The following is an 18,388-nucleotide window of genomic DNA, read 5'->3' as shown; positions in this document are numbered from 1 at the left end:
GCGGCCTTCTCGGCCGATCTCGCCGGTGGAGGCCGCGGCGGCCGGTGCGGCCCGGTTCCGTCGCCGGGCGGGGCCGGGGCCGGCGGCTCCGTTAGGCTGACCGCGTGCTTGTCGCCGCAGCCATCTGCCCGCATCCGCCGCTGCTGATCCCCGAGCTGGCCGGTGCCGCGGCCCCCGAGCTGGATGATCTCCGCGCCGCCTGCGCGACGGCGGTGACGGCGCTGCGCGAGGCGGCGCCCGACGCGGTCGTCGTGGTCGGCGGGGCCGACCGGACCGCGACGTACGACGCGGACGCCGCCGGGAGCCTGGCGCCATGGGGCGTCGACGTCCGCGCGGGCGAGGGGGAGCCGGTCCTGCCGCTCTCCCTGACGATCGGCCGCTGGCTCCTCGACCGGGAGGGGCCGGCCGCCTCGGCGTTCCACGCCGTCTCCTTCGACGCCCCGCCGCGGGAGTGCGCCGTCCTCGGTGAGCGGCTGGCGGGCACGGCCGGGCGGGTGGCCATGCTGGTCATGGCCGACGGCTCGGCCCGCCTCACCGAGAAGTCGCCGGGTTACCTCGATCCCCGCGCGGAGCCGTACCAGCGGGCCCTCGTCGAGGCGCTCGCCCGGGGGGAGGTCCCGCCGCTCGACCCGGATGAGGCCGCGGAGCTGTGGGTCGCGGGCCGCGCGGCCCTGCAGGTGCTCGGCGGAGCCGGCGCCGCCCGGCGGGCCGAGATCCTCTACGACGGCGCGCCGTACGGCGTCGGCTACGTCGTCGCCCGCTGGAGGTGACCGTTGCGGCGGGGGACGGGAACGCGGAGCAGGTCCCGGGCCAGGACGATGTCCCCGTCGTCGCCGCCGAACGCCTCACCCGCCTCCGCCAGGAACCGGGGCTCGTCGCGGGCGTCGTACCGTTCGGAGATGTGGGTCAGCACGAGACGGCGGGCACCCGACTCGGCGGCGACCCGGCCCGCCTGCGCGGCGGTGAGGTGGCCGTACCGGGAGGCGAGTGTCGACTCCCCGGACAGGAACGTCGACTCGATGACCAGCAGGTCCACCCCTTCGGCCAGGGCGAAGACCCCGTCGCACAACCGGGTGTCCATGATGAAGGCGGCGCTCTGGCCGGGGCGGGGTTCGCTGACCTCCTCCAGGCGGACGACGGTCCCGTCGGGGCCGGTGACGGCGCCCGCGCGTTGCAGCTCGCCGACCCGGGGGCCGTGGACCCCGCGCTCCCGCAGCCGTTCGGGGACCATCCGGCGCCCGTCCGGCTCGTCCAGGCGGTAACCGTACGACTCGACGGGGTGGGAGAGCGGCCGGGCGGTGAGCGTCACCGGCCCGGCGTCGAGACGGGTGAGCTCTCCGGAGACCGGCCGTTCGACGATCACCGAGGTGTCCGCGAAGACGGTCGCGTGGCGCAGCCGGCGCCAGTACGTCTCCCCGCTCGCCGGATAGGCCGCCTGGACGGTGTGCGTGACGCCGTCCCGGGCGATGCGCTGGACGATCCCCGGGACGCCCAGGCAGTGGTCGCCGTGGAAGTGTGTGACGCAGATCCAGGTGACGTCGTGGGAGCCGACGCCGGCGTGGACCATCTGGCGCTGGGTGCCCTCCCCGGGATCGAACAGGAAGCCCTGGCCGTCCCAGAGGAGGAGGTACCCGTTGTGGTTACGGTTGCGGGTGGGGACCGCGCTTGAGGTGCCGAGGACGACGAGTTCGCGAAGGGACACGAGGCCCATGGTAGGAACGGTGGCGTTCGGGAGCGTCCCGACGCGGTTGGGGGAGATGGTCGTCGCCGTGACCGAGGACGGCGTGGTGAGCGTCTCCTGGGGCGGTCTGGACGACTTCAGGGGGCGGGTGCTGGGCCGGCTCGGCATGGCGGAGGTCGACGACCCCGGCAGGACGGCCGCGGTCCTGGGGGAGCTGGGCGACTACTACGCGGGGCGGCTGCGGGTCTTCAGCGTCCCGGTCGACTGGCGGCTGACCTCGCCGGTGCAGCGCAGGGTGCTGGGCACGTTGCGGGAGACGGTCCCCTACGGCAGGGCCGTCACCTACGGGGAACTGGCCGCCCGCAGCGGGACGGGCGTCCCGGCGCGGGCCATCGGGTCGATCATGGGGGCCAACCCCGTGCCGGTCATCGTGCCGTGCCACCGGGTGGTGGCGGGGAACGGGCTCGGCGGGTTCAGCGGGGGTGAGGGCGTGGAGTCCAAGCGGTGGCTGCTGACCCTGGAGGGATACCTGCAGCCGACGCTCGACTGGGACTGACCCGGCCCGCGCGAAGGCCGGTTCCGGCGCGACGGCGCATCGCCCTGCTCGACCGCCCCCGGTGACTTGGCAGACTTGTCCCCGTGTCTCAGCCACCTGTCATCGCCGTCGTCGGCCCCACCGCCGCCGGGAAGTCCGACCTGGCCGTGGATCTCGCTCTCGAACTGGGAGGCGAGGTGATCAACGCCGACTCCATGCAGCTCTACCGCGGCATGGACATCGGAACGGCGAAGCTGCCTGTGGCGGAACGGCGCGGGGTGCCCCACCACCTGCTCGACATCTGGGACGTGACCACGACGGCCAGCGTCGCCGAGTACCAGGCGCTGGTCCGGCCGCTCATCGACGATCTGCGGTCCAGGGGGGTCGTGCCGATCCTGGCGGGCGGGTCCGGGCTGTACGTACGGGCCGCGCTCGACAACCTGGAGTTCCCCGGCACCGACCCCGAGGTGCGGGCCCGTCTGGAGGCCGAGGTCGGCCGCGTGGGCACGGCCCCGCTTTATGAGCGGTTGCGCGAGCGTGACCCGAGGGCCGCCGAGACCATCCTGCCGAGCAACGGCCGCAAGATCGTCCGGGCGCTGGAGGTCATCGAGATCTCCGGACGTCCGTTCTCGGCCACCATGCCCTCCTACGACGCGGTCTACGACAGCGTCCAGCTGGGGGTGGAGGTGCCGCGGGAGGTGCTGGACGTCCGGGTCGAGGCCCGGGTCGGGCACATGTGGGAGGCCGGGCTGGTGGACGAGGTCCGTGTCCTCGCCGCCCGGGGTCTCGCCGAGGGCCGCACGGCCAGCCGGGCGCTGGGTTACGCCCAGGTGCTGCGCTTTCTCGACGGCGAGTGGACGGAGAAGGAGGCGCGTGACGAGACCGTCCGGGCGACGCGCAGGTTCGTCCGCCGCCAGGAGTCGTGGTTCCGCCGCGACCCCCGGGTGATCTGGCTCCCGCAGCTGGAGCCGCGCCTGCTGGATCGCGCGCTCGCCGTGGTACGCCGCTGATCCGGACGGGGGAACCGGTTGCCGGAGCGCGCCGCCCCCCGTTCGCCGGAGCGCGCCGATCCGGACGGTGCTCCGGTGGCCCGCGCCGGCGAGCCGGTGGGTCGGTGGGCGGGATGACGTGCCGGGGGCCGCGACCAGCGTGGATAGAGTTGGGGGATGCGATTCGCAAAAGGCCACGGCACCGAGAACGACTTCGTCATCCTTCCCGACCCCGACGCTGAGCTGGAGCTGTCGGCGACGTTCGTGGCGGCGGTGTGCGACCGTCGCGCGGGGATCGGCGCGGACGGCGTGCTGCACGTGGTGCGGACGAAGCTGAGCGCCGAGGTGGCCGACCAGGCGGACGAGGCGGAGTGGTTCATGGACTACCGCAACGCCGACGGCAGCCTCGCGGAGATGTGCGGGAACGGGATACGGGTGTTCGCCCGCTACCTGGTGGACACGGGGCTGGCCGGAGCGGGCGAGTTCGGCGTGGCGACCCGTGCGGGGGTCAGGCGGGTGCGCCTGGAGGAGAGCGGTGACGTGAGCGTGGACATGGGCCTGCCCCGGGTCCTGGGCACGAGCCGTACGAGCGTGTCGGGGCGTGAGTACGAGGGGCTCCACGTCGACATGGGCAACCCCCACCTGGCGTGTGTGATCGGTGACCCGGTGGCCCAGCTCGACCTGGGGCGTCAGCCGGTGTTCGACCCCGAGGTCTTCCCCTCCGGGGTCAACGTCGAGCTGCTCAACCCGGTCGGTCCGCGCCGGATCGTGATGCGGGTCTTCGAGCGGGGGTCGGGCGAGACGCGGTCCTGCGGCACCGGCACGGTGGCCTCGACGGTGGCGGCGGCGCACCTCGCCGGGGAGTCCACCGGAACCTGGACGGTGGAGGTGCCGGGCGGCACGGTCACGGTCACCCTGGACGAACGCACCAGCCATCTCACCGGCCCGGCGGTCCTGGTCGCCTCGGGCGAGCTCGATCTGTGAGGACGCCGTACGGCCGGACAGTTGCCGAATGATGTTCTTTCCGGCAATGCTGGGTTCCTTCAACAGACCTAGGAGGCCCGCATGGTCGATCCACAGGTGACGGCGGCAAGGGTGAAGGCGCCGATCGGGGCGCTCGGCGGCGGTTTCATGATCTCGCGGGAGGCCAAGGCGCTGTGTGAGCGAACCGGCCTGCCCGCCCGGGCGATGTACTTCCGGGGACGGTGCGGGGTGCTCGGCGAGGTGTCCGCCGACGTCGTCCTCGCCGCCACTGTCTTCTTCCCCGCCGAGCACGTCAGGGAGAACTGGGAGGCGGGCCGCGCACTGCCGGTCGCCGAGGCCGTCGAGCTCTACGCCGGTGCCTGCCATGACTGGGGAAGGCGCCGGTTCGGCTCCTTCGCGGGCGCCGCGCGCCTGGCCGAGCTGCTGCAGCCGGTGGTGGCAGGCGCCGACGTCCTGGGCGCCCCGCTCTTCGCGGGCTGGCGGGAGGTGCCGCTGGCCGACGATCCCCCCGCCCGCGCCGCCCAGCTGCTGCACCTGGTCCGTGAGCTGCGCGGCGGACTGCACGCGGTGGCGGTCCTGGCCGAGCGGCTGTCCCCGCTGGAGGCCACGCTGCTCGCCGCTCATGACGGCACTCCGCTGGGCCTGTCCACGGGCGAGACCATGGCGCGGTTCTTCTCCTGGCCCGAGCCGTTTCCACAGCCGGGACCGGAGGCGGCCGAGCGCCGCAGGCGCGCCGAAACGCTCACTGACGTGCTGATGGCGCCCGCGTTCTCCGTCCTCGGCGAGGCGGACTCGGCTGAGCTGGTCGAACTGCTCGACAGGGCGGGATAGCCGAGTCGTTTTGGGCACGCCCGCCGACCTGGCAGACTGACGTCTCATGGACGTGGACATCTGGGCCTGGGTCGGCGACACCCAGCGGCAACTGCACGAAGCAGGAAACACCGGTCTGGCCATGGCGATCGGAGACGTGCCGGCGCAGGCGCTGGAGGGCCGTTACCCGCAGCTCGACGTGATCGCCCCGGCGATCGCACAGCAGGCGGAGGGCCTGCAGCTGCCGTGGCTGGAGTTCTACGCGCGCTACTGGCACCTGATCGGCCGCATCGGCAACCGCGCGCAGGGCGCCGTCGCGATCGCGGACGCCGAGACGCTGGCGGAGTTCGCCGAGCGCGACGACGTCCGCGACTGCCCGTCCGCGCCCGGCGCCGTCGTGGCGTTGGCCATCGCCCAGGCCAACACCGACGGCCCCGGCTATGCCGCCGACCGGGTGGCCGCGCTTTCGGCCCTCGACGTCCCGCCCTCCTCGCCCGCCTTCGCCGCCGTCGCCGAGCAGCAGGTCGCGGCACTGGTCGACGCCGGCCGGGTTCAGGAGGCCATCGCGCACGCCGAGGCGGCCGTGGAGGCGCTGGGCGGTGCGGGCCGCGAGGCCAGCTGGGAGCTGGGAGCCGCCTCCGCCCGCGCGCTGCTCGCCGCCGGTCGCACGGAGGACGCGCTCAGCGCGCTCGACTCCGCGAGCGGCTTCAAGCCCGACGACCCGGTGGCCAAGGAGCACCGGGAGGGTGTGCTCCGCGCTCTCCTGCTCGCCACCCTCGGCCGGGTACAGGAGGCCGTCGACGCCCTCCCCGACCTCGACGTGGTCGGCGACCACCCGCGCGTCTGGGTGGAGTGGTCGCGTGCGGTCCACAAGCTCGCCGGGTCGGAGCAGATCACCAACAGCTGGCAGCTGGGCCGGGTGATCAAGCAGTGGATCGACTACTTCGCCATGATGGGCGGCTACCGCGCTCGCGCCGAGCTGGCGCTGGTCGCCGGTCACCTGGCCGTGGCCCGCAAGGGCGTCTGGCAGGCCCGCCTGCTGGCCGACCTCGCCGAGTCCGCCGTGGGCGAGCTGCGGAGCCCCGGCGATCTCGCCGAGCGGATCGCCGAGCTGCGCACCGCCGCCGACCAGACCGTTCCGCTTCCGGCGCCGGGTCCCGACGCCGAGCTGGTCGCCTACTTCGACGCCGCCGACGGCTTCAACGCCGACCCCGAGCGCTGGGTGGGCTGGCTGGCCCCGCTGTCCGGTCAGGACTTGGAGGCCACCCGCCGCCACACCACCACGGTGGGTTTCCTCGGCTACCCCGCCAAGGGCGTCGACATCTACTGGGCCATGCTGGTGGAGTCCGGTGAGATCGAGACGGCCGACCCGCAGGACGTCACCTACCTCACCGGTCTGCTGATCGAGGCCCGCCAAGACGAGCGGCTGGAGCAGATGGCCGAGCGGCTTCCCGCCGCCCAGCGTCACATGGCCCTGGGCCGGCTGCACCGCGCGCGCGAGCGCTGGGAGCAGGCCGCGGCCGAGGGCGAGGCCGCGGTCGCCGCGGGTGTGGGCGTCGAGGCGAACCGCCTGTGGTCGGCCGCGGTGCAGCAGCTCGGGGACAACGCCAAGGGCGCCGCCATCCTGCGGGACGTCCTCGACTCCGAGGAGATCGAGCACCCGGACATCTGGCGGATGATCACCATGGCGACGGCGGCGGAAGACTGGGAGACGGTGCGTCTGGGGGCCGCCAAGATCGGAATGCCGCTGCAGTCGGCCGAGGGGCCGATCGAGGAGGACATGGGCCTGGTGCGCATCATCCTGCCCGCCCCCGACGGCAGCCAGCGTCAGGTCCTCAGCCTGCGCACCGGCCCGGCGACCGCGCGCCTGGCCATCCCGCAGCCCCCCGGGATGGACTACAACGCCGGCGACCTGGTCGTCTTCGAGCCGCAGCTGCTGGAGCCGATCCCGGAGAGCGCCGAGGAGCAGGAGCACTTCGTCCCGCCGTTCGCCGCGGTGAGCATGCTGCGTCCCGGCGGCTACACCAGCTGGTTCTTCGACGGAGCCGCTCCCAGCGAGGCCGACTGGACCGAGTTCAACGACGTCCTGGCCGAGCGCGGCTGGCCGATGTGGGTCTACAGCGACGAGAACTACAAGGTGACCCACCCGAGCACGGGTGAGCCGCTGCCCGGCGTGTTCGGCTGGATCGCGGTCCCGCCGGAGGTCTCCCCGGTCGAGGTCGACGCGCTCCTGGACGACGCCACCGAGCGCTGGGTGCACCCGCTGGCCTGGCTCGACCTGGCCAAGGCCGTCGACATCGAGGTGGAGCGGCACGAACGGATCGTCAAGGAGTACGGACTGTAGGACCGCGCGCGATCCGCGCCACGACGCCACGACGCCCGCGGGGATCCCCGCGGGCGTCGTGGCGTCATGGCCCTAGAATCTCATTCGGTGCGTTCTGCGGATGAGGGAGGCCCGGATGCTGGAGCGGTTCCGGCTGGACGGCAAGGTCGCGATCGTCACGGGGGCCTCCTCCGGGCTCGGTGTCGCGTTCGCCAGGGGGCTGGCCGAGGCCGGTGCGGACATCGTGATCGGTGCGCGCAGGAAGGACCGCCTGGAGGAGACCCGCGGCCTGGTCGAGGAGACCGGCAGGCGGTGCGTCGCGCTCGCCACCGACGTGTCCCGGCCCGAAGACTGCCAGGCCCTGGTGGCGGCGGCGGTCGCCGAGTTCGGCACGGTCGACGTCCTGATCAACAATGCCGGCGTCGGCACGGCGGTGCCCGCGCTGAAGGAGACACCCGAGCAGTTCCGTCAGGTCGTCGACGTCAACCTGCACGGCACGTACTGGATGGCGCAGGCGTGCGCCGGGGTGATGCGGCCGGGTTCGTCGATCGTCAACATCGGCAGCATCCTGGGCGAGACCACCGCGGGCCTGCCGCAGGCCGCCTACAGCGCTTCCAAGGCGGGGGTCGTCGGCCTCACCCGTGACCTCGCCCAGCAGTGGACGGGACGCCGCGGCATCCGGGTCAACTGCCTCGAACCCGGTTTCTTCGCCTCGGAGATGACCGACCAGTACGCCGAGGGCTATCTGGAGTGGCAACTGCAGCATCGGGTGCTGATGAGGCGGCCCGGCGACCCGGCCGAGCTCGTCGCGGCGGCGATCTTCCTGGCCTCCGACGCCTCCTCGTACGTCACGGGCGCGGTGATCCCGGTGGACGGGGGGATCCTCATCACCTGAGCCGCACTGTTTCCTTCCCCGGCGCGGCGGCATGCGGCTTTTAAGATTGAGAAAGTTTTCTGGGGTAATTTGCCGCTTCAGATGTGAAAAACGTGGGCGGGGAGGGCGAGGGTGCGGGCTGCGCTGGAACGAGGTGCGGTCGCCGCGGTGATCGTGCTCGCGGTGGCGGGCTGCGGCCCGGAGGGCGGTTTCGGCGGCGGTTTCTCCGGCGGAGGCGGGAGCGGCTCCGGGAAGTCCGCGCCTGCCGCATTGAAGGAGCTGGAGAAGCTGGAGGTCAAGGGCCGGGCTCCGATGACCGGGTTCGACCGCGACGAATTCGGCACGGCCTGGGCGGACGTCGACAAGAACGGCTGTGACACCCGCAACGACATCCTCCGCCGTGATCTGGAGGAGGAGACCTTCAAGAAGGGCGACGAGTGCATCGTGCTGACGGGTGTCCTCCACGACCCGTACAGCGGCAAGACCATCACGTTCGAGCGCGGTGCGCGGACCAGCATGGCGGTTCAGATCGACCATGTCATCGCGCTCGCCGACGCCTGGCAGAAGGGTGCGCGGCAGTGGTCCACGGCCAAGCGGAAGGCGCTGGCCAACGACCCGCTCAACCTGCTCGCGGTGGACGGGCCGTTGAACAACCAGAAGGGGGCCGGGGACGCGGCGACGTGGTTGCCCCCGCGCCGCGCCTACCGGTGCCCCTATGTCGCACGTCAGATCGAAGTGAAGGCCAAGTACGGCCTGTGGGTGACGGCCGCGGAGAAGGACGCCATGAAGGCCGTGCTCACCTCCTGCTGAGCGGCCCGGCCGGGCCCGCCACGGGACGGCCGGGCCCGTCCCGTCAGTCCTCGTAGTCGCGCTCGAACGCGACAACCTTCCCGTTCTTCACCGACACGTGGACCTCGTACTCCCAGCGACCCTTCTCCAGCTCCACCTTCCAGGTGCGGTGACCGCGCTCCCACTCACGGTCCACATCGGTCACCCGCGCGCCGGGAACGCGTTTCTCGGCGATCTGCACCGCCCTGCGGGAGGAGATGCCCGCCGTAGCGGAGGTGCCGGTCGCGCTGCCGGCCGTGGTGGTGCCGGTCGTGGCGCCGGTCGTGCCCGCCGCGTCGGCGGCGGTCTGGGCGGTCTGGGCGGCGGCGAAGGCGGGTCCGCCCCCGCCGGCCAGCAGGGCGGCGGCTCCAAGGGACACAACGGTGATTTTGGCGATGTGCTTCATGCGCCAAGCTTTTCGGTGATCGTGATAGGACCACGCTAAGAGACGGTTAACCCGCGGTGTGCCCGTACGACGTGCCCCGGAGCACGGTGCCGTACGCATCCGGAGGCGGCGGGACACGAGGCGGCGGGCGGGGAGACACCCGGCGGCGGGGCTACGCCAGCAGCATCCTCAGCCGGACGCGTGAACCCTCCGGTCTCCGCTCGATGGTGAACTCGTCGCAGAGCTGTCCCATGAGCCACAGGCCGAAGCCGCCCGACGCGCCGACGGCCGGCCGCTCACGGCATGTGTCGCCGGGACGCAGCAGGCCGCAGCGGTCGACCACGTCGACGGTCACGTACCTCTCGTCGTGCCACACGGTCACCGTGCCCTCGCCGCCCCCGTGCCGCAGGACGTTGACGGTGGCCTCGTGAGCGGCCAGGAGCAGGTCGTCCAATCGCCTGCCGTTCAGCCCCGCATCCGCGGCGTGGTGCGAGATGTTGCCGCGCAGGGTGCTCAGTTCACGGCTGATGGCCCATCGGTGGCGGATCCGGGTGTCCACACGCCCTCCCTCGCAGCGCCATGGCCGGCATCACATGACGGGTGGCCGCGGTCGCCCATGCGGGTGTTCCCAGTGCTCCATGCCAGGGCCCCTACCCGCGATACCGGCCGTGACGCACCACCGGCGTGGCCGGGCGTACCGGCGGCGCCGGATCAGGCCGGAGAGACGCCGCGGTCGCCCACCAGGCGCCGGGCGACCTCGTGCACCTTCAGGTGGGAGGTCTGGGAGACCCTGCGCAGTTCGGCGAACGCCCGGTCGGCGTCACACCCCAGAGCCTGCATGATCATGCCTTTGGCCTGTTCGATGGGCCAGCGGCCGGCCAGGACGGCACGTACCCGGCGGACCTGCCGCCGGGCGGCGTCCGACGTGTCGAGGGCGGTGACCAGGGCGGCGGCCTGCCCGGCGAGGACGGCGAGCGTGCCGGCCCCGCTCCCACCGGATACGGCCGGCCGCAGACCGTATGCGGCCACCACGACGGTGACGTCCGGCCCGCGCGCGGCGACGGCCGTGCAGGTGCGGACGCCGTGACGCAGCGACGCCAGGGAGTGTTCCGGCCAGCGCCGGTCACGGAGGGTGTCGCCGACGTGCACCGGGCCGCCCTCCGCCCGCGCCTGGGACAACGGGCCGCCGAAACCGGTGTCGCTCTCGGCGATCTCCCCCAGGTCGGGGTGTGAGGCGACCAGCAGGCCGGCCGGCCCGCCGGGCCCGCCCTCCCCGTCGCGCCACATCGCGACCGCGGCGCCACAGCAGGACACGGCGTCGCAGACCTGGTCGGAGAGGCCGCTGAGCAGCGTGATGGGTGTGGCGTCCGGTTCTCCGTCGTCGGCGCGCATGTCCTCGGCCTCCCGTCCCCGCGGTGGCAGTGCTGACCAGGAATGAGGCACCTACCCCCAGGGAACGTGGTCAGACCAGGAAAGCGGTGATGGGGGAGCGTGAACGGTATGACTGATCCGGATGCTCTCGGCCGGGAGTGCCGCCGCCTCCGGGCACGCCTGGACGAGTTACGGAGCTCCTGGCTTCTCGCACGGGGCGGCCCGGAGACCGAGGCGATCGCTGAGGCGGCGTTCCTCGAACTGGACGCCGTCTGCGAGGCGCTGCGGGCATCGCGGGAGAACGCCGGCGAGCCGTCGGCCGAGATACCGCCCGCCGAGCCGGTGGCGGAGCGCGACAGGCGGCTGCTCCGGGCCGCGTTCATGCAGTCGCCCGTCCCCGCTCTGCTGCTCGAGGGGGAGGAAGGCGTCGTCACGTGGGCCAATGACGCCGCGCTCGGCCTGCTCGGCCAGTCCCGCGCCTACCTCGGCGGCCGTCCGCTGGCGGTCCTGGTGGACCTCAGGACCCGCGCCGCCTTCCGGTCCGCCCTCACCGCGGTGGCGCGCCTCGGTGGACGGCGAGAGCTGGACGGCCGGCTCGTCACCCGCCTGCGACCGGTCCACACGCGGATCCTGCTGACCAGGCTGGAGGCCCACGGCGCCGACCGGCCCCAGATCCTGGTGACGGCACCGGGGACGGTGCCCGCCGAGTCCGCCGAGTCCGCTGGTTCTTCGTCGCGGCCGCTGGACGACATCGTGTCGCAGACCCGCCGCGCCGATCTCCTCGGCTCCGTCGCCGGTGTCCTCGCCGACGCGGGTCTCGGTGCCCGCGACCTGCTCGACCGGGTCGTCGAGCTGCTCGCCGGGGAGTTCGGCGCGTTCGCCGCCGCCGACGTCGTGGCGGGGGAGGAACTGCGCAGGGTGGCGGTGCACGGCGGCGGGGAGGGGGAGAAGACGCTGTGGCTGACGGAGACCGGCCGGGGCATGCTCGACCTCCCTGGCCGGGTCCGGGCGACCGGCCGTACGGTGATCAAGCCTCACTTCGACGACGCCCGGATGCTGGGAACCGACGGTGAAGGAGTCCCGGTGGCGGCCCGGCTGGACGCGGTCTCCCTGGTCTGTTCCCCACTGGGAGTGGGCGGCGACGCGCCGGGTGTCGTCACCGTGGTCTGGCCTGCCGCGGCCGGCCCGTGCGCCATGGCGGAGGCGGCGCTGGTGGAGGAGGTCTGCGCTCTGACCGGGCGGGCGTTGCGCTCACGTCCCGGCGGACCGGGATGAGCCGTCCCGGGCTCGCGGCGGGGTCCGTCGGCCGGGGCCCACGGCGGTTACGCTCCGCCGTCCGGCCGTGGGTTCCGCCGGGGTCCGTCCGGAGGCGGGCACACCGGACTCCGGGGAAATCTCGCAGGAACCCGCATGCCCGCTCCGGAAGGGGGTAGTGCCAGCTTCGGCTGACCAGACATGCCATCCTTGTCCGTCCGTCACCGCTGCGAACCGGCGCCCGGTGTCGCAACGGTGCCCGGCACACCCTGGTGTCCATCCAGGTGGGAACGGTGAACCGCGCCGCGTGGCGACACGCCCCGGCACCGCTTTCGCCGTACGCGCCTTCCCGGCACCCGACGTCGCCCGTCGTCCACGCGGCGCGTGAGACGCCCGCACCTTTGGCGACGGCCGCGTACGTCCGGTCGCGCGGCGGCATGGTCCACGTCCTGTGGCGGGGGCCGGCGGGGGCGTCACGGTGCGAGCCCGGCAAGGACCCGAAGCAGGACCATCAGAGGAGCTGTTCGTGACCTTCAACCCGTTGCAAGAACGCGGCATCCCGCTGGACCGGCAGTTGCGCAACTGGAGTGAGCTCAACGTCACCCCGATCGATCCCGACCACGTCGACCCGTACACCCGGTGCCGGATCATCGCCATGAACGGCATCGAGGTCGAGGCGATCCTCTTCAGCCACCAGTTCACCCGGCGCTGCCCCGACCCGGCCGTCAAGCAGCAGCTGGCCCAGGTCCGCTACATCGAGGCGCAGCAGCAGAAGGCGGTCAACTGGCTCCTGCCGGGGCTGGCCTCCGTGCTGGAGACCACGATCGCCTACGAGCAGGTCGCGGTCGACCTGACCGCCTGGGTGGCGCGGATGGAACCCGACCCGTACCTCAAGCAGGCCTACCAGTTCGGCGTCCTGGAGGACTTCGACCACCTGTACCGCTACGCGAACCTGTACGAGATGATCGAGCACCGCAAGGCGGAGAAGATCGTCGACAACCTGACCGAGGTCACGCCGGGCAGGCCCACGTACCTCCACCACCGTCATCCCATCGACAACCTGCGCCAGCCCTACGACAAGACGGCCACCGAGCCGATCTCCAAGCTGCACGCCCTGACGATCATGGCGGCCGAGCAGCAAACGATGAACTTCTACATGAACGTGGGCCCCACCTACATGGAGCCGATCGCCCGGCAGCTCTACCAGGAGATCGGTCTGATCGAGGAGGAGCACGTCACGCACTACGAGTCGCTGGTCGATCCGGGGGAGACGTGGTGGGAGCAGCTGCTCGACCACGAGTACAACGAGTGCTACCTGTACCACTCGTTCATGGAGACCGAGTCGGACCCGAAGGTCAGGGCGATCTGGGAACTGCATCTCAACATGGAGCTGGAGCACCTGCGCCTGGCCGCCGAGCTGTTCAAACGGTACGACGGCCGTGACCCCCAGGAGGTCGTCGCCCCGGCCCTGCCCGCGCCGGTCACCTTCGAGCCGAACAAGGCCTACCTCCGCGAACTGCTGGAGACCCAGATCGACTTCACCACCATCGGCACCGGCTACGTCCAGGAGGCGCACGAGCGGTTCGAGCAGCTGCAGGCACAGATCCACGGAGGCGAGGCGCCGCCGAGCGAGCGGGTCATCGACGAGAACCGCGCCAAGTCGGGCCGCGAGTACCGGCTGGAGACCGAGGGGCCGCACCCGGTCCCCAGCCTGCGCGCCGACCGTTAGCGGGACCGGGGCCGCCGGCCGGAGGGGTCACTTCCGGCCGGCGGCCCTCCGGTTTCCCGCGCCAAAGGTGCCTCCGGTTTCCCGCGCTGAAAGTGCCTCCGCGGTCTCCCGCGCCAAACATGGGGCCCACCGGTTCGCCGTGCTCAACGTGGGGGACGGCCCGCCGCCGGGGAGACGGCGGGCAACAGGACGGCCACCTCCGCCCCGCCCTGCGGGGACGTCCCCAGCCGCAGCGAGCCGCCCGCCGACTCCGCCGTGCGGCGGGCGATGTCCAGGCCCAGCCCGGTCGATCCCGCGCCGCTCTCGCCGCGCTCCAGGGCGGTGGACGTGGCGAAGCCCGGCCCGGCGTCGGAGACGGTCAGCAGCGCGCCGTCGGTGGCGGACTCCAGCCGCACGGAGAACGACGCCCCTTCGGGCGTGTGCGCGAAGACGTTGCCGAGCAACGCGTCCACGCAGGCGGCCAGGTCTCCCGCGGAGACCGCGACGGGCAGCGGACCGGGGGCCAGGTCGAGCGTGAAGTCACGACCCTGGTCCTCGGCGAGCACGGACCAGAAGGCGACCCGGGCCCCGGTCACCGCCGCCGCGTCGCACTCGGCCCGGCCCTGGGAGCGACGCCTGGCCTCGTTGATCACCGCGGTGACGGCGCGCTCCAGGGCGTCCACCCTGGCCTCGATCCTGGACGCCTCCTCCGGGTCGGCCAGCGACTCGGCCTCCAGCCGGAGACCGGTCAGCGGGGTGCGCAACCGGTGGGACAGGTCGGCGACGTTCTCCCGCTCCTCGTCGAGCAGGTCGGTGATGCGTCCGGCCAGGTGGTTCAGGGCCAGGCCGACCGCGTGGACCTCCGGGGGACCCTCGGGCACGGTCCTGGCGGACAGGTCTCCGGCGGCGAGCCGGTGGGAGACCGCCGCCAGCGACATGATGGGCCTGATCACCGCGCGGGCGAGCCGGTCGCCGACGAGGATGCCCAGCCCCACCAGGGCCAGCCCGAGCGCCGCCAGGCCGATCCACACCTGGGTGACGCCCCTGGTCAGCAGGTCGTCGCTGAGGAACACCCGGACCACGGCCGTGCCGCCCGGAGCACCCCGTACCGCGACCAGGATCTCCCGCCCGCCCGGGGCGGTGGCGGTGACGCTGCGGCCCCGGGCGGCGAGCCGCACGGCCGCGGAGCGGGGGGCCGGGGCGCCGACCACCTGCCCGCCGGGCAGGAAGACCGTGACCGGGTGCGCCAGCTGCTCGGTGGTCAGCTGCAGGGTCTCGGCGTCCAGCGCGCCGACCGCGGCAGCCACGGAATCGGCCTCCGCCTGGGCCTCGCTCACGGCGCCGCTTTCGGCGACCGTGCGGACCAGCAGGGCGAGCGGGACGAGCAGGGCGACCAGCACCAGGGAGGTGGTGGCCGCGACCAGCAGGGCGAGCCAGCGCCTCATGCCGGGGCGGCCAGCCGCACGCCGACGCCGCGCACGGTCTGCAGGTAGCGGGGCTCCTGGGACGTCTCACCCAGCTTGCGGCGCAGCCACGACAGGTGGACGTCCACTGTCTTGTCGGCACCCCCGTACGGGATCTGCCAGACGTGGGTGAGCAGCTCACGTTTGGTGATCACCTCGCCGGCCCGCGCGGCCAGGTAGTGGAGCAGGTCGAACTCCCGGGGGCTGAGGTCCAGCGGCGCGCCGTCCAGGGTCGCCTCCCGGGTGCGCGGGTCGATCCGCAGCCCGCCGACGGTGACCGAGCTGTCGGCCCGGCTCTCCCCGGCGCGCCGCAGCACCGCCCGGATCCGGGCATCCAGCTGGGCCGCGCTGAACGGTTTGACCACGTAGTCGTCGGCCCCCTCGTCCAGCAGCCGGACCATCACCGTGTCGCCGTCCCGCGCGGTCGCCACGATCACCGGGACCCGGCTCACCGCGCGGATCATGCGCAGCAGGTCCAGCCCGTCCATGTCGGGCAGTCCGAGGTCCAGCACGACCAGGTCGGGCCGTTCCTCGACGGCGAGCCGCAGGCCGTCGAGGGCGGTGGGTGCGGACGACACGGCGTGGCCGCGGTCGCGCAACCCCCGGGTGAGCGAGGTGCGGATCGCGGCGTCGTCCTCGATGAGCAGCACGTTCGACATCGGATGCCACGTTAGCCCGCCCAGGAGCCACGTCGAAAGCGCGTTATCCGCCCCTTAACCGTGTCTTATCGTTGCGGGTGGCACAGTGGACGCGTGCGCAGGCGTCTTCCCCTTGTCGTGGCCGGATGGCTGGTCACCGGAGTTCTCGCGACCGGAGCGGGAGTGGCGGTGACCAGCGGGCTGAGTGAGCCCCTGACGGACGGCGGCCTCCGGCCGCTCTCCGCGGCCGAGGTCGACGAGGCGCTCCGTCTCGCCACGTCACCCGCCGCGTCCGCCGTCCCCGGCGGCACCGCCGCGTCCACGCCGGGTCCGGGCGGCCCGGCGGGCACCGACGCTCCGACGACAGCTCCCTCCTCTCCGACGGCCGCGTCCCCCTCGGCGTCCCCCCCGGTATCTCCCTCGGCGTCCCCCTCAGTGCCCCCTTCGGCCGCCCCGCCCGCCGCGTCACCGTCCGGCAGGAGCCGGGCGATCGACACGCCGGGCGGCAGCGTGATCGCCCGGTGCGAGAACGGCCTGGTGACGCTCCGCTCCTGGAGGCCGGCGCAGGGCTTCCAGACCGATGACGCCGAGCGCGGCCCGGCCCGGCAGGTGCAGGTCGAGTTCGAGGCGGAGGAGAGAGACGTCCAGGTCGAGATCAGTTGCTCGGCCGACGGAGTCCCCGTCCACCGCCTCCAGCCCTGACGGGCCACGGACCACGGGTCGCGGACCGGTCCGGGGGGCCGGGACCGTCAGCCGCGGTCGTCGGGTTCCCACTCGCGGCACCCGGCGCTCCCCGCGCCGGGTGGGGGCGGAACGCCGGACGCTAACCGACCGGTATCCCCAGCCGGAAGCCGTTGCGGTCGCGGACGACGCCGCCGGACGCCTCGCCGATGGCCAGGGCGAGCCGCTCGGCCTGCTCGACCACGGCCGAGGTGATCGGCCCGTGCGCCACCGACACCTCGTAGTCCACCTCCCCGTCCTCGCCGCCGCAGAAGGTGATCTCCAGAGGGTTCCGGTCTGCGGACAGCAGAGTGATGTCGAACCCCGGCACCGTCCTGGGACGCGCACCCGGCAGCAGGCCGGTCAACCGCTCCAGGGGCAGCGCGCCGCCGGTGACGGTGAACAGGTCGGGAGAACGCGCGGGGTGGCGCGGGCAGCACAGGCCACCGAGCCGCTCGGCCAGCCCGGCCACGACGGTGGCGGGGTCGGTCTCGCGCTCGGTGCCCGGAGCGTCCACCACGTAGGCGACCGGCCAGCCGACGGGCAGCCCGGTCAGGAGCGCCAGTTCGCGGCAGACGGAGTAGGGGCCGCGCAGCCGCACCCCGTCCCCGGTCCTGATCGCTCCGCCCTGTGACGCGGCCTCGGGGCTGCGTAGCCGGACCGCCTCCAGCACGTCCTGGGGCGTGACAGAGGACGGCAGCAGCAGGGTGGGGCCGCGCCGGAGCCGCCTGGCGAGCAGAAAATCGAACACTCCCATGACGCCGGAGTCTTCCAGCGCCGACTTGCATGTCACTGGTATCCGGCCGGACACGTGTCCGTCCGCTCTTGTGGCGGGCTTGCGTCGCAGGTGGGCGGACCATTCAGGGCCGCGGGCAGGCGGACCGTCCCGGGTCGCGCGCGGGGTGACCGGCCCGGCCTGCGGGCGGGCGGCGCTTGCGGGCCGTGGGACGCGGGCGGCGCTTGCGGGCCGCGGGCGGGTGAGCGCGGGACGCGCGGCGAGGAGCGGACCGGCCGCCCCGGGCCTCAACCCGCCGGACCGGCCGCTCCGGGCCTCAACCCGCCGGACCGGCGGGGCCCAGCTCCGCGCCGAATTCGCGGGCGATCCGGCGCATGCCCTCGGCGAGATCGAGGCGGTCGAGCGCGTCGATCCGCTCGGCCGGGCCGGACACCGACATCGCGGCCACCGTCCGCGACCCGTCGCGTACGCCCACGGCCAGGCAGTGCACGCCCAGCTCCTCCTCGCCGAGGTCCATCGCGTACCCGTTCTGACGCACCCGGGCCAGCTCGGTCAGCATCGAGGGCAGGTCGGTGATCGTGTTGGCGGTCCGCCGGGGCATGCCCGTCCGCTCCACCAGCGACGCCACCTCGGCGTCCGGCCGGTCGGCCATCAGGACCTTGCCCACCGCCGTGCTGTGCGGCAGCACCCGCCTGCCCACCTCGGCGAACATCCGCAGCCGCCGCGGGGAGGGGACCTGGGCGACGTAGACCACGAAGTCGCCCTCCAGCACCGCGAGGTTGGCCGTCTCGCCGGACAGCTCGACCATCCTCGTCAGGTACGGCTGTGCCCACACGCCGACCATGCGCTCGGCCACGCCGCCGAGCCGGACCAGCGCGCCTCCCAGGGCGTAGCGGCGGTCGGACTCCTGGCGCACGTAACCCCGCACGAGCAGCGTGCGCAGCAACCGGTGGATGGTCCCGTACGGCAGGCCGGTGCTCGCCGCGATCTCCGACAGGGCCGCCTCCCCGCCCCGCTCGGCCAGCGCCTCCAGAACGTCCAGTGCCCGGTCGACCGACTGCACCCCGCTCATCCGTCCCCCTCTCTCCC

At 73.2% G+C, this 18,388-nt stretch carries 19 protein-coding genes; 11 read left to right on the top strand and 8 right to left on the bottom strand.

Translation table 11 applies throughout. The features are described 5' to 3' along the window. Nucleotides 1-104 precede the first annotated feature (104 nt). Complete coding sequence (locus tag F4562_RS08980; protein WP_184542506.1) at nucleotides 105-770, top strand: class III extradiol dioxygenase subunit B-like domain-containing protein; 666 nt, start codon at nucleotides 105-107, stop codon at nucleotides 768-770. On the opposite strand, the gene F4562_RS08975 is transcribed toward F4562_RS08980, so the two are convergent. Next, nucleotides 746-1,702 (bottom strand): ribonuclease Z, encoded by a 957-nt coding sequence (locus tag F4562_RS08975; RefSeq protein ID WP_184542504.1) that lies wholly within the window; start codon nucleotides 1,700-1,702, stop codon nucleotides 746-748. The genes F4562_RS08980 and F4562_RS08975 overlap by 25 nt on opposite strands. 19 nt (nucleotides 1,703-1,721) lie before the next feature. Between F4562_RS08975 and F4562_RS08970 the strand changes: the two genes are divergently transcribed. The 7 genes from F4562_RS08970 (at nucleotide 1,722) to F4562_RS08940 (ending at nucleotide 9,006) form a co-directional block, all read left to right on the top strand. Then, the gene (locus F4562_RS08970) at nucleotides 1,722-2,237 is read left to right on the top strand and encodes a methylated-DNA--[protein]-cysteine S-methyltransferase (RefSeq protein ID WP_311734032.1); all 516 of its coding nucleotides are present in this window, start codon (nucleotides 1,722-1,724) and stop codon (nucleotides 2,235-2,237) included. 83 nt (nucleotides 2,238-2,320) lie between these two features. Beyond that, nucleotides 2,321-3,226 carry a tRNA (adenosine(37)-N6)-dimethylallyltransferase MiaA gene (miaA, locus tag F4562_RS08965; protein WP_184542500.1) on the top strand — a complete coding sequence of 302 codons (906 nt, stop codon included), beginning with the start codon at nucleotides 2,321-2,323 and terminating at the stop codon, nucleotides 3,224-3,226. Between the two features lie 156 nt (nucleotides 3,227-3,382). Then, nucleotides 3,383-4,189, top strand: a complete 807-nt coding sequence (gene dapF / locus F4562_RS08960; protein WP_184542498.1) for a diaminopimelate epimerase — start codon at nucleotides 3,383-3,385, stop codon at nucleotides 4,187-4,189. An 81-nt stretch (nucleotides 4,190-4,270) separates the two neighbouring features. Further along, nucleotides 4,271-5,020, top strand: a complete 750-nt coding sequence (locus F4562_RS08955) for an SCO6745 family protein (protein WP_246473388.1) — start codon at nucleotides 4,271-4,273, stop codon at nucleotides 5,018-5,020. 46 nt (nucleotides 5,021-5,066) lie between these two features. Next, entirely contained in the window at nucleotides 5,067-7,343 is a 2,277-nt protein-coding gene (locus F4562_RS08950; RefSeq protein ID WP_184542494.1) for a tetratricopeptide repeat protein, read from the top strand. A gap of 115 nt (nucleotides 7,344-7,458) precedes the next feature. After that, nucleotides 7,459-8,217, top strand: coding sequence for an SDR family NAD(P)-dependent oxidoreductase (locus F4562_RS08945; protein ID WP_184542492.1), 759 nt, complete (start codon nucleotides 7,459-7,461; stop codon nucleotides 8,215-8,217). 111 nt (nucleotides 8,218-8,328) lie between these two features. Further along, on the top strand, nucleotides 8,329-9,006 hold the full coding sequence (locus tag F4562_RS08940; RefSeq protein ID WP_311734031.1) for an HNH endonuclease family protein: 678 nt from the start codon (nucleotides 8,329-8,331) through the stop codon (nucleotides 9,004-9,006). Between the two features lie 43 nt (nucleotides 9,007-9,049). Here the strand turns inward: F4562_RS08940 and F4562_RS08935 are convergent, their stop codons facing one another. The 3 genes from F4562_RS08935 to F4562_RS08925 all read right to left on the bottom strand — a co-directional run bounded on the left by F4562_RS08935 (nucleotide 9,050) and on the right by F4562_RS08925 (nucleotide 10,801). Then, nucleotides 9,050-9,403 (bottom strand): PepSY domain-containing protein, encoded by a 354-nt coding sequence (locus tag F4562_RS08935; protein WP_311734030.1) that lies wholly within the window; start codon nucleotides 9,401-9,403, stop codon nucleotides 9,050-9,052. 178 nt (nucleotides 9,404-9,581) lie between these two features. Further along, complete coding sequence (locus F4562_RS08930; RefSeq protein WP_184542488.1) at nucleotides 9,582-9,968, bottom strand: ATP-binding protein; 387 nt, start codon at nucleotides 9,966-9,968, stop codon at nucleotides 9,582-9,584. 152 nt (nucleotides 9,969-10,120) lie between these two features. After that, nucleotides 10,121-10,801: an ANTAR domain-containing protein gene (locus tag F4562_RS08925; RefSeq protein ID WP_184542486.1), complete on the bottom strand. Its 681-nt coding sequence runs from the start codon at nucleotides 10,799-10,801 to the stop codon at nucleotides 10,121-10,123. A gap of 108 nt (nucleotides 10,802-10,909) precedes the next feature. On the opposite strand from F4562_RS08925, the gene F4562_RS08920 reads away from it, so the two are divergent. Beyond that, nucleotides 10,910-12,055, top strand: a complete 1,146-nt coding sequence (locus tag F4562_RS08920) for a PAS domain-containing protein (RefSeq protein WP_184542484.1) — start codon at nucleotides 10,910-10,912, stop codon at nucleotides 12,053-12,055. A gap of 505 nt (nucleotides 12,056-12,560) precedes the next feature. Continuing rightward, on the top strand, nucleotides 12,561-13,763 hold the full coding sequence (locus tag F4562_RS08915; protein ID WP_184542482.1) for a hypothetical protein: 1,203 nt from the start codon (nucleotides 12,561-12,563) through the stop codon (nucleotides 13,761-13,763). A 143-nt stretch (nucleotides 13,764-13,906) separates the two neighbouring features. Here the strand turns inward: F4562_RS08915 and F4562_RS08910 are convergent, their stop codons facing one another. Beyond that, nucleotides 13,907-15,187 carry a HAMP domain-containing sensor histidine kinase gene (locus tag F4562_RS08910; protein WP_184542480.1) on the bottom strand — a complete coding sequence of 427 codons (1,281 nt, stop codon included), beginning with the start codon at nucleotides 15,185-15,187 and terminating at the stop codon, nucleotides 13,907-13,909. Beyond that, nucleotides 15,184-15,864 carry a response regulator transcription factor gene (locus F4562_RS08905; protein ID WP_184542478.1) on the bottom strand — a complete coding sequence of 227 codons (681 nt, stop codon included), beginning with the start codon at nucleotides 15,862-15,864 and terminating at the stop codon, nucleotides 15,184-15,186. Before F4562_RS08905 ends, F4562_RS08910 begins: the two co-directional genes overlap by 4 nt. Nucleotides 15,865-15,957: 93 nt before the next feature. Between F4562_RS08905 and F4562_RS08900 the strand changes: the two genes are divergently transcribed. Next, nucleotides 15,958-16,545: a hypothetical protein gene (locus F4562_RS08900; protein WP_184542476.1), complete on the top strand. Its 588-nt coding sequence runs from the start codon at nucleotides 15,958-15,960 to the stop codon at nucleotides 16,543-16,545. Nucleotides 16,546-16,666: 121 nt separating this feature from the next. On the opposite strand, the gene F4562_RS08895 is transcribed toward F4562_RS08900, so the two are convergent. After that, nucleotides 16,667-17,356 carry a hypothetical protein gene (locus tag F4562_RS08895; protein ID WP_184542474.1) on the bottom strand — a complete coding sequence of 230 codons (690 nt, stop codon included), beginning with the start codon at nucleotides 17,354-17,356 and terminating at the stop codon, nucleotides 16,667-16,669. Nucleotides 17,357-17,615: 259 nt separating this feature from the next. Beyond that, complete coding sequence (locus tag F4562_RS08890; RefSeq protein WP_184542472.1) at nucleotides 17,616-18,371, bottom strand: IclR family transcriptional regulator; 756 nt, start codon at nucleotides 18,369-18,371, stop codon at nucleotides 17,616-17,618. Between the last annotated feature and the right edge of the window lie 17 nt (nucleotides 18,372-18,388).

The sequence above is a fragment of the Streptosporangium becharense genome, assembly GCF_014204985.1.
Lineage (GTDB): Bacteria > Actinomycetota > Actinomycetes > Streptosporangiales > Streptosporangiaceae > Streptosporangium > Streptosporangium becharense.
Note: the sequence above shows the minus strand (reverse complement) of the source record. Positions and strands in the feature narration are given on the sequence as shown.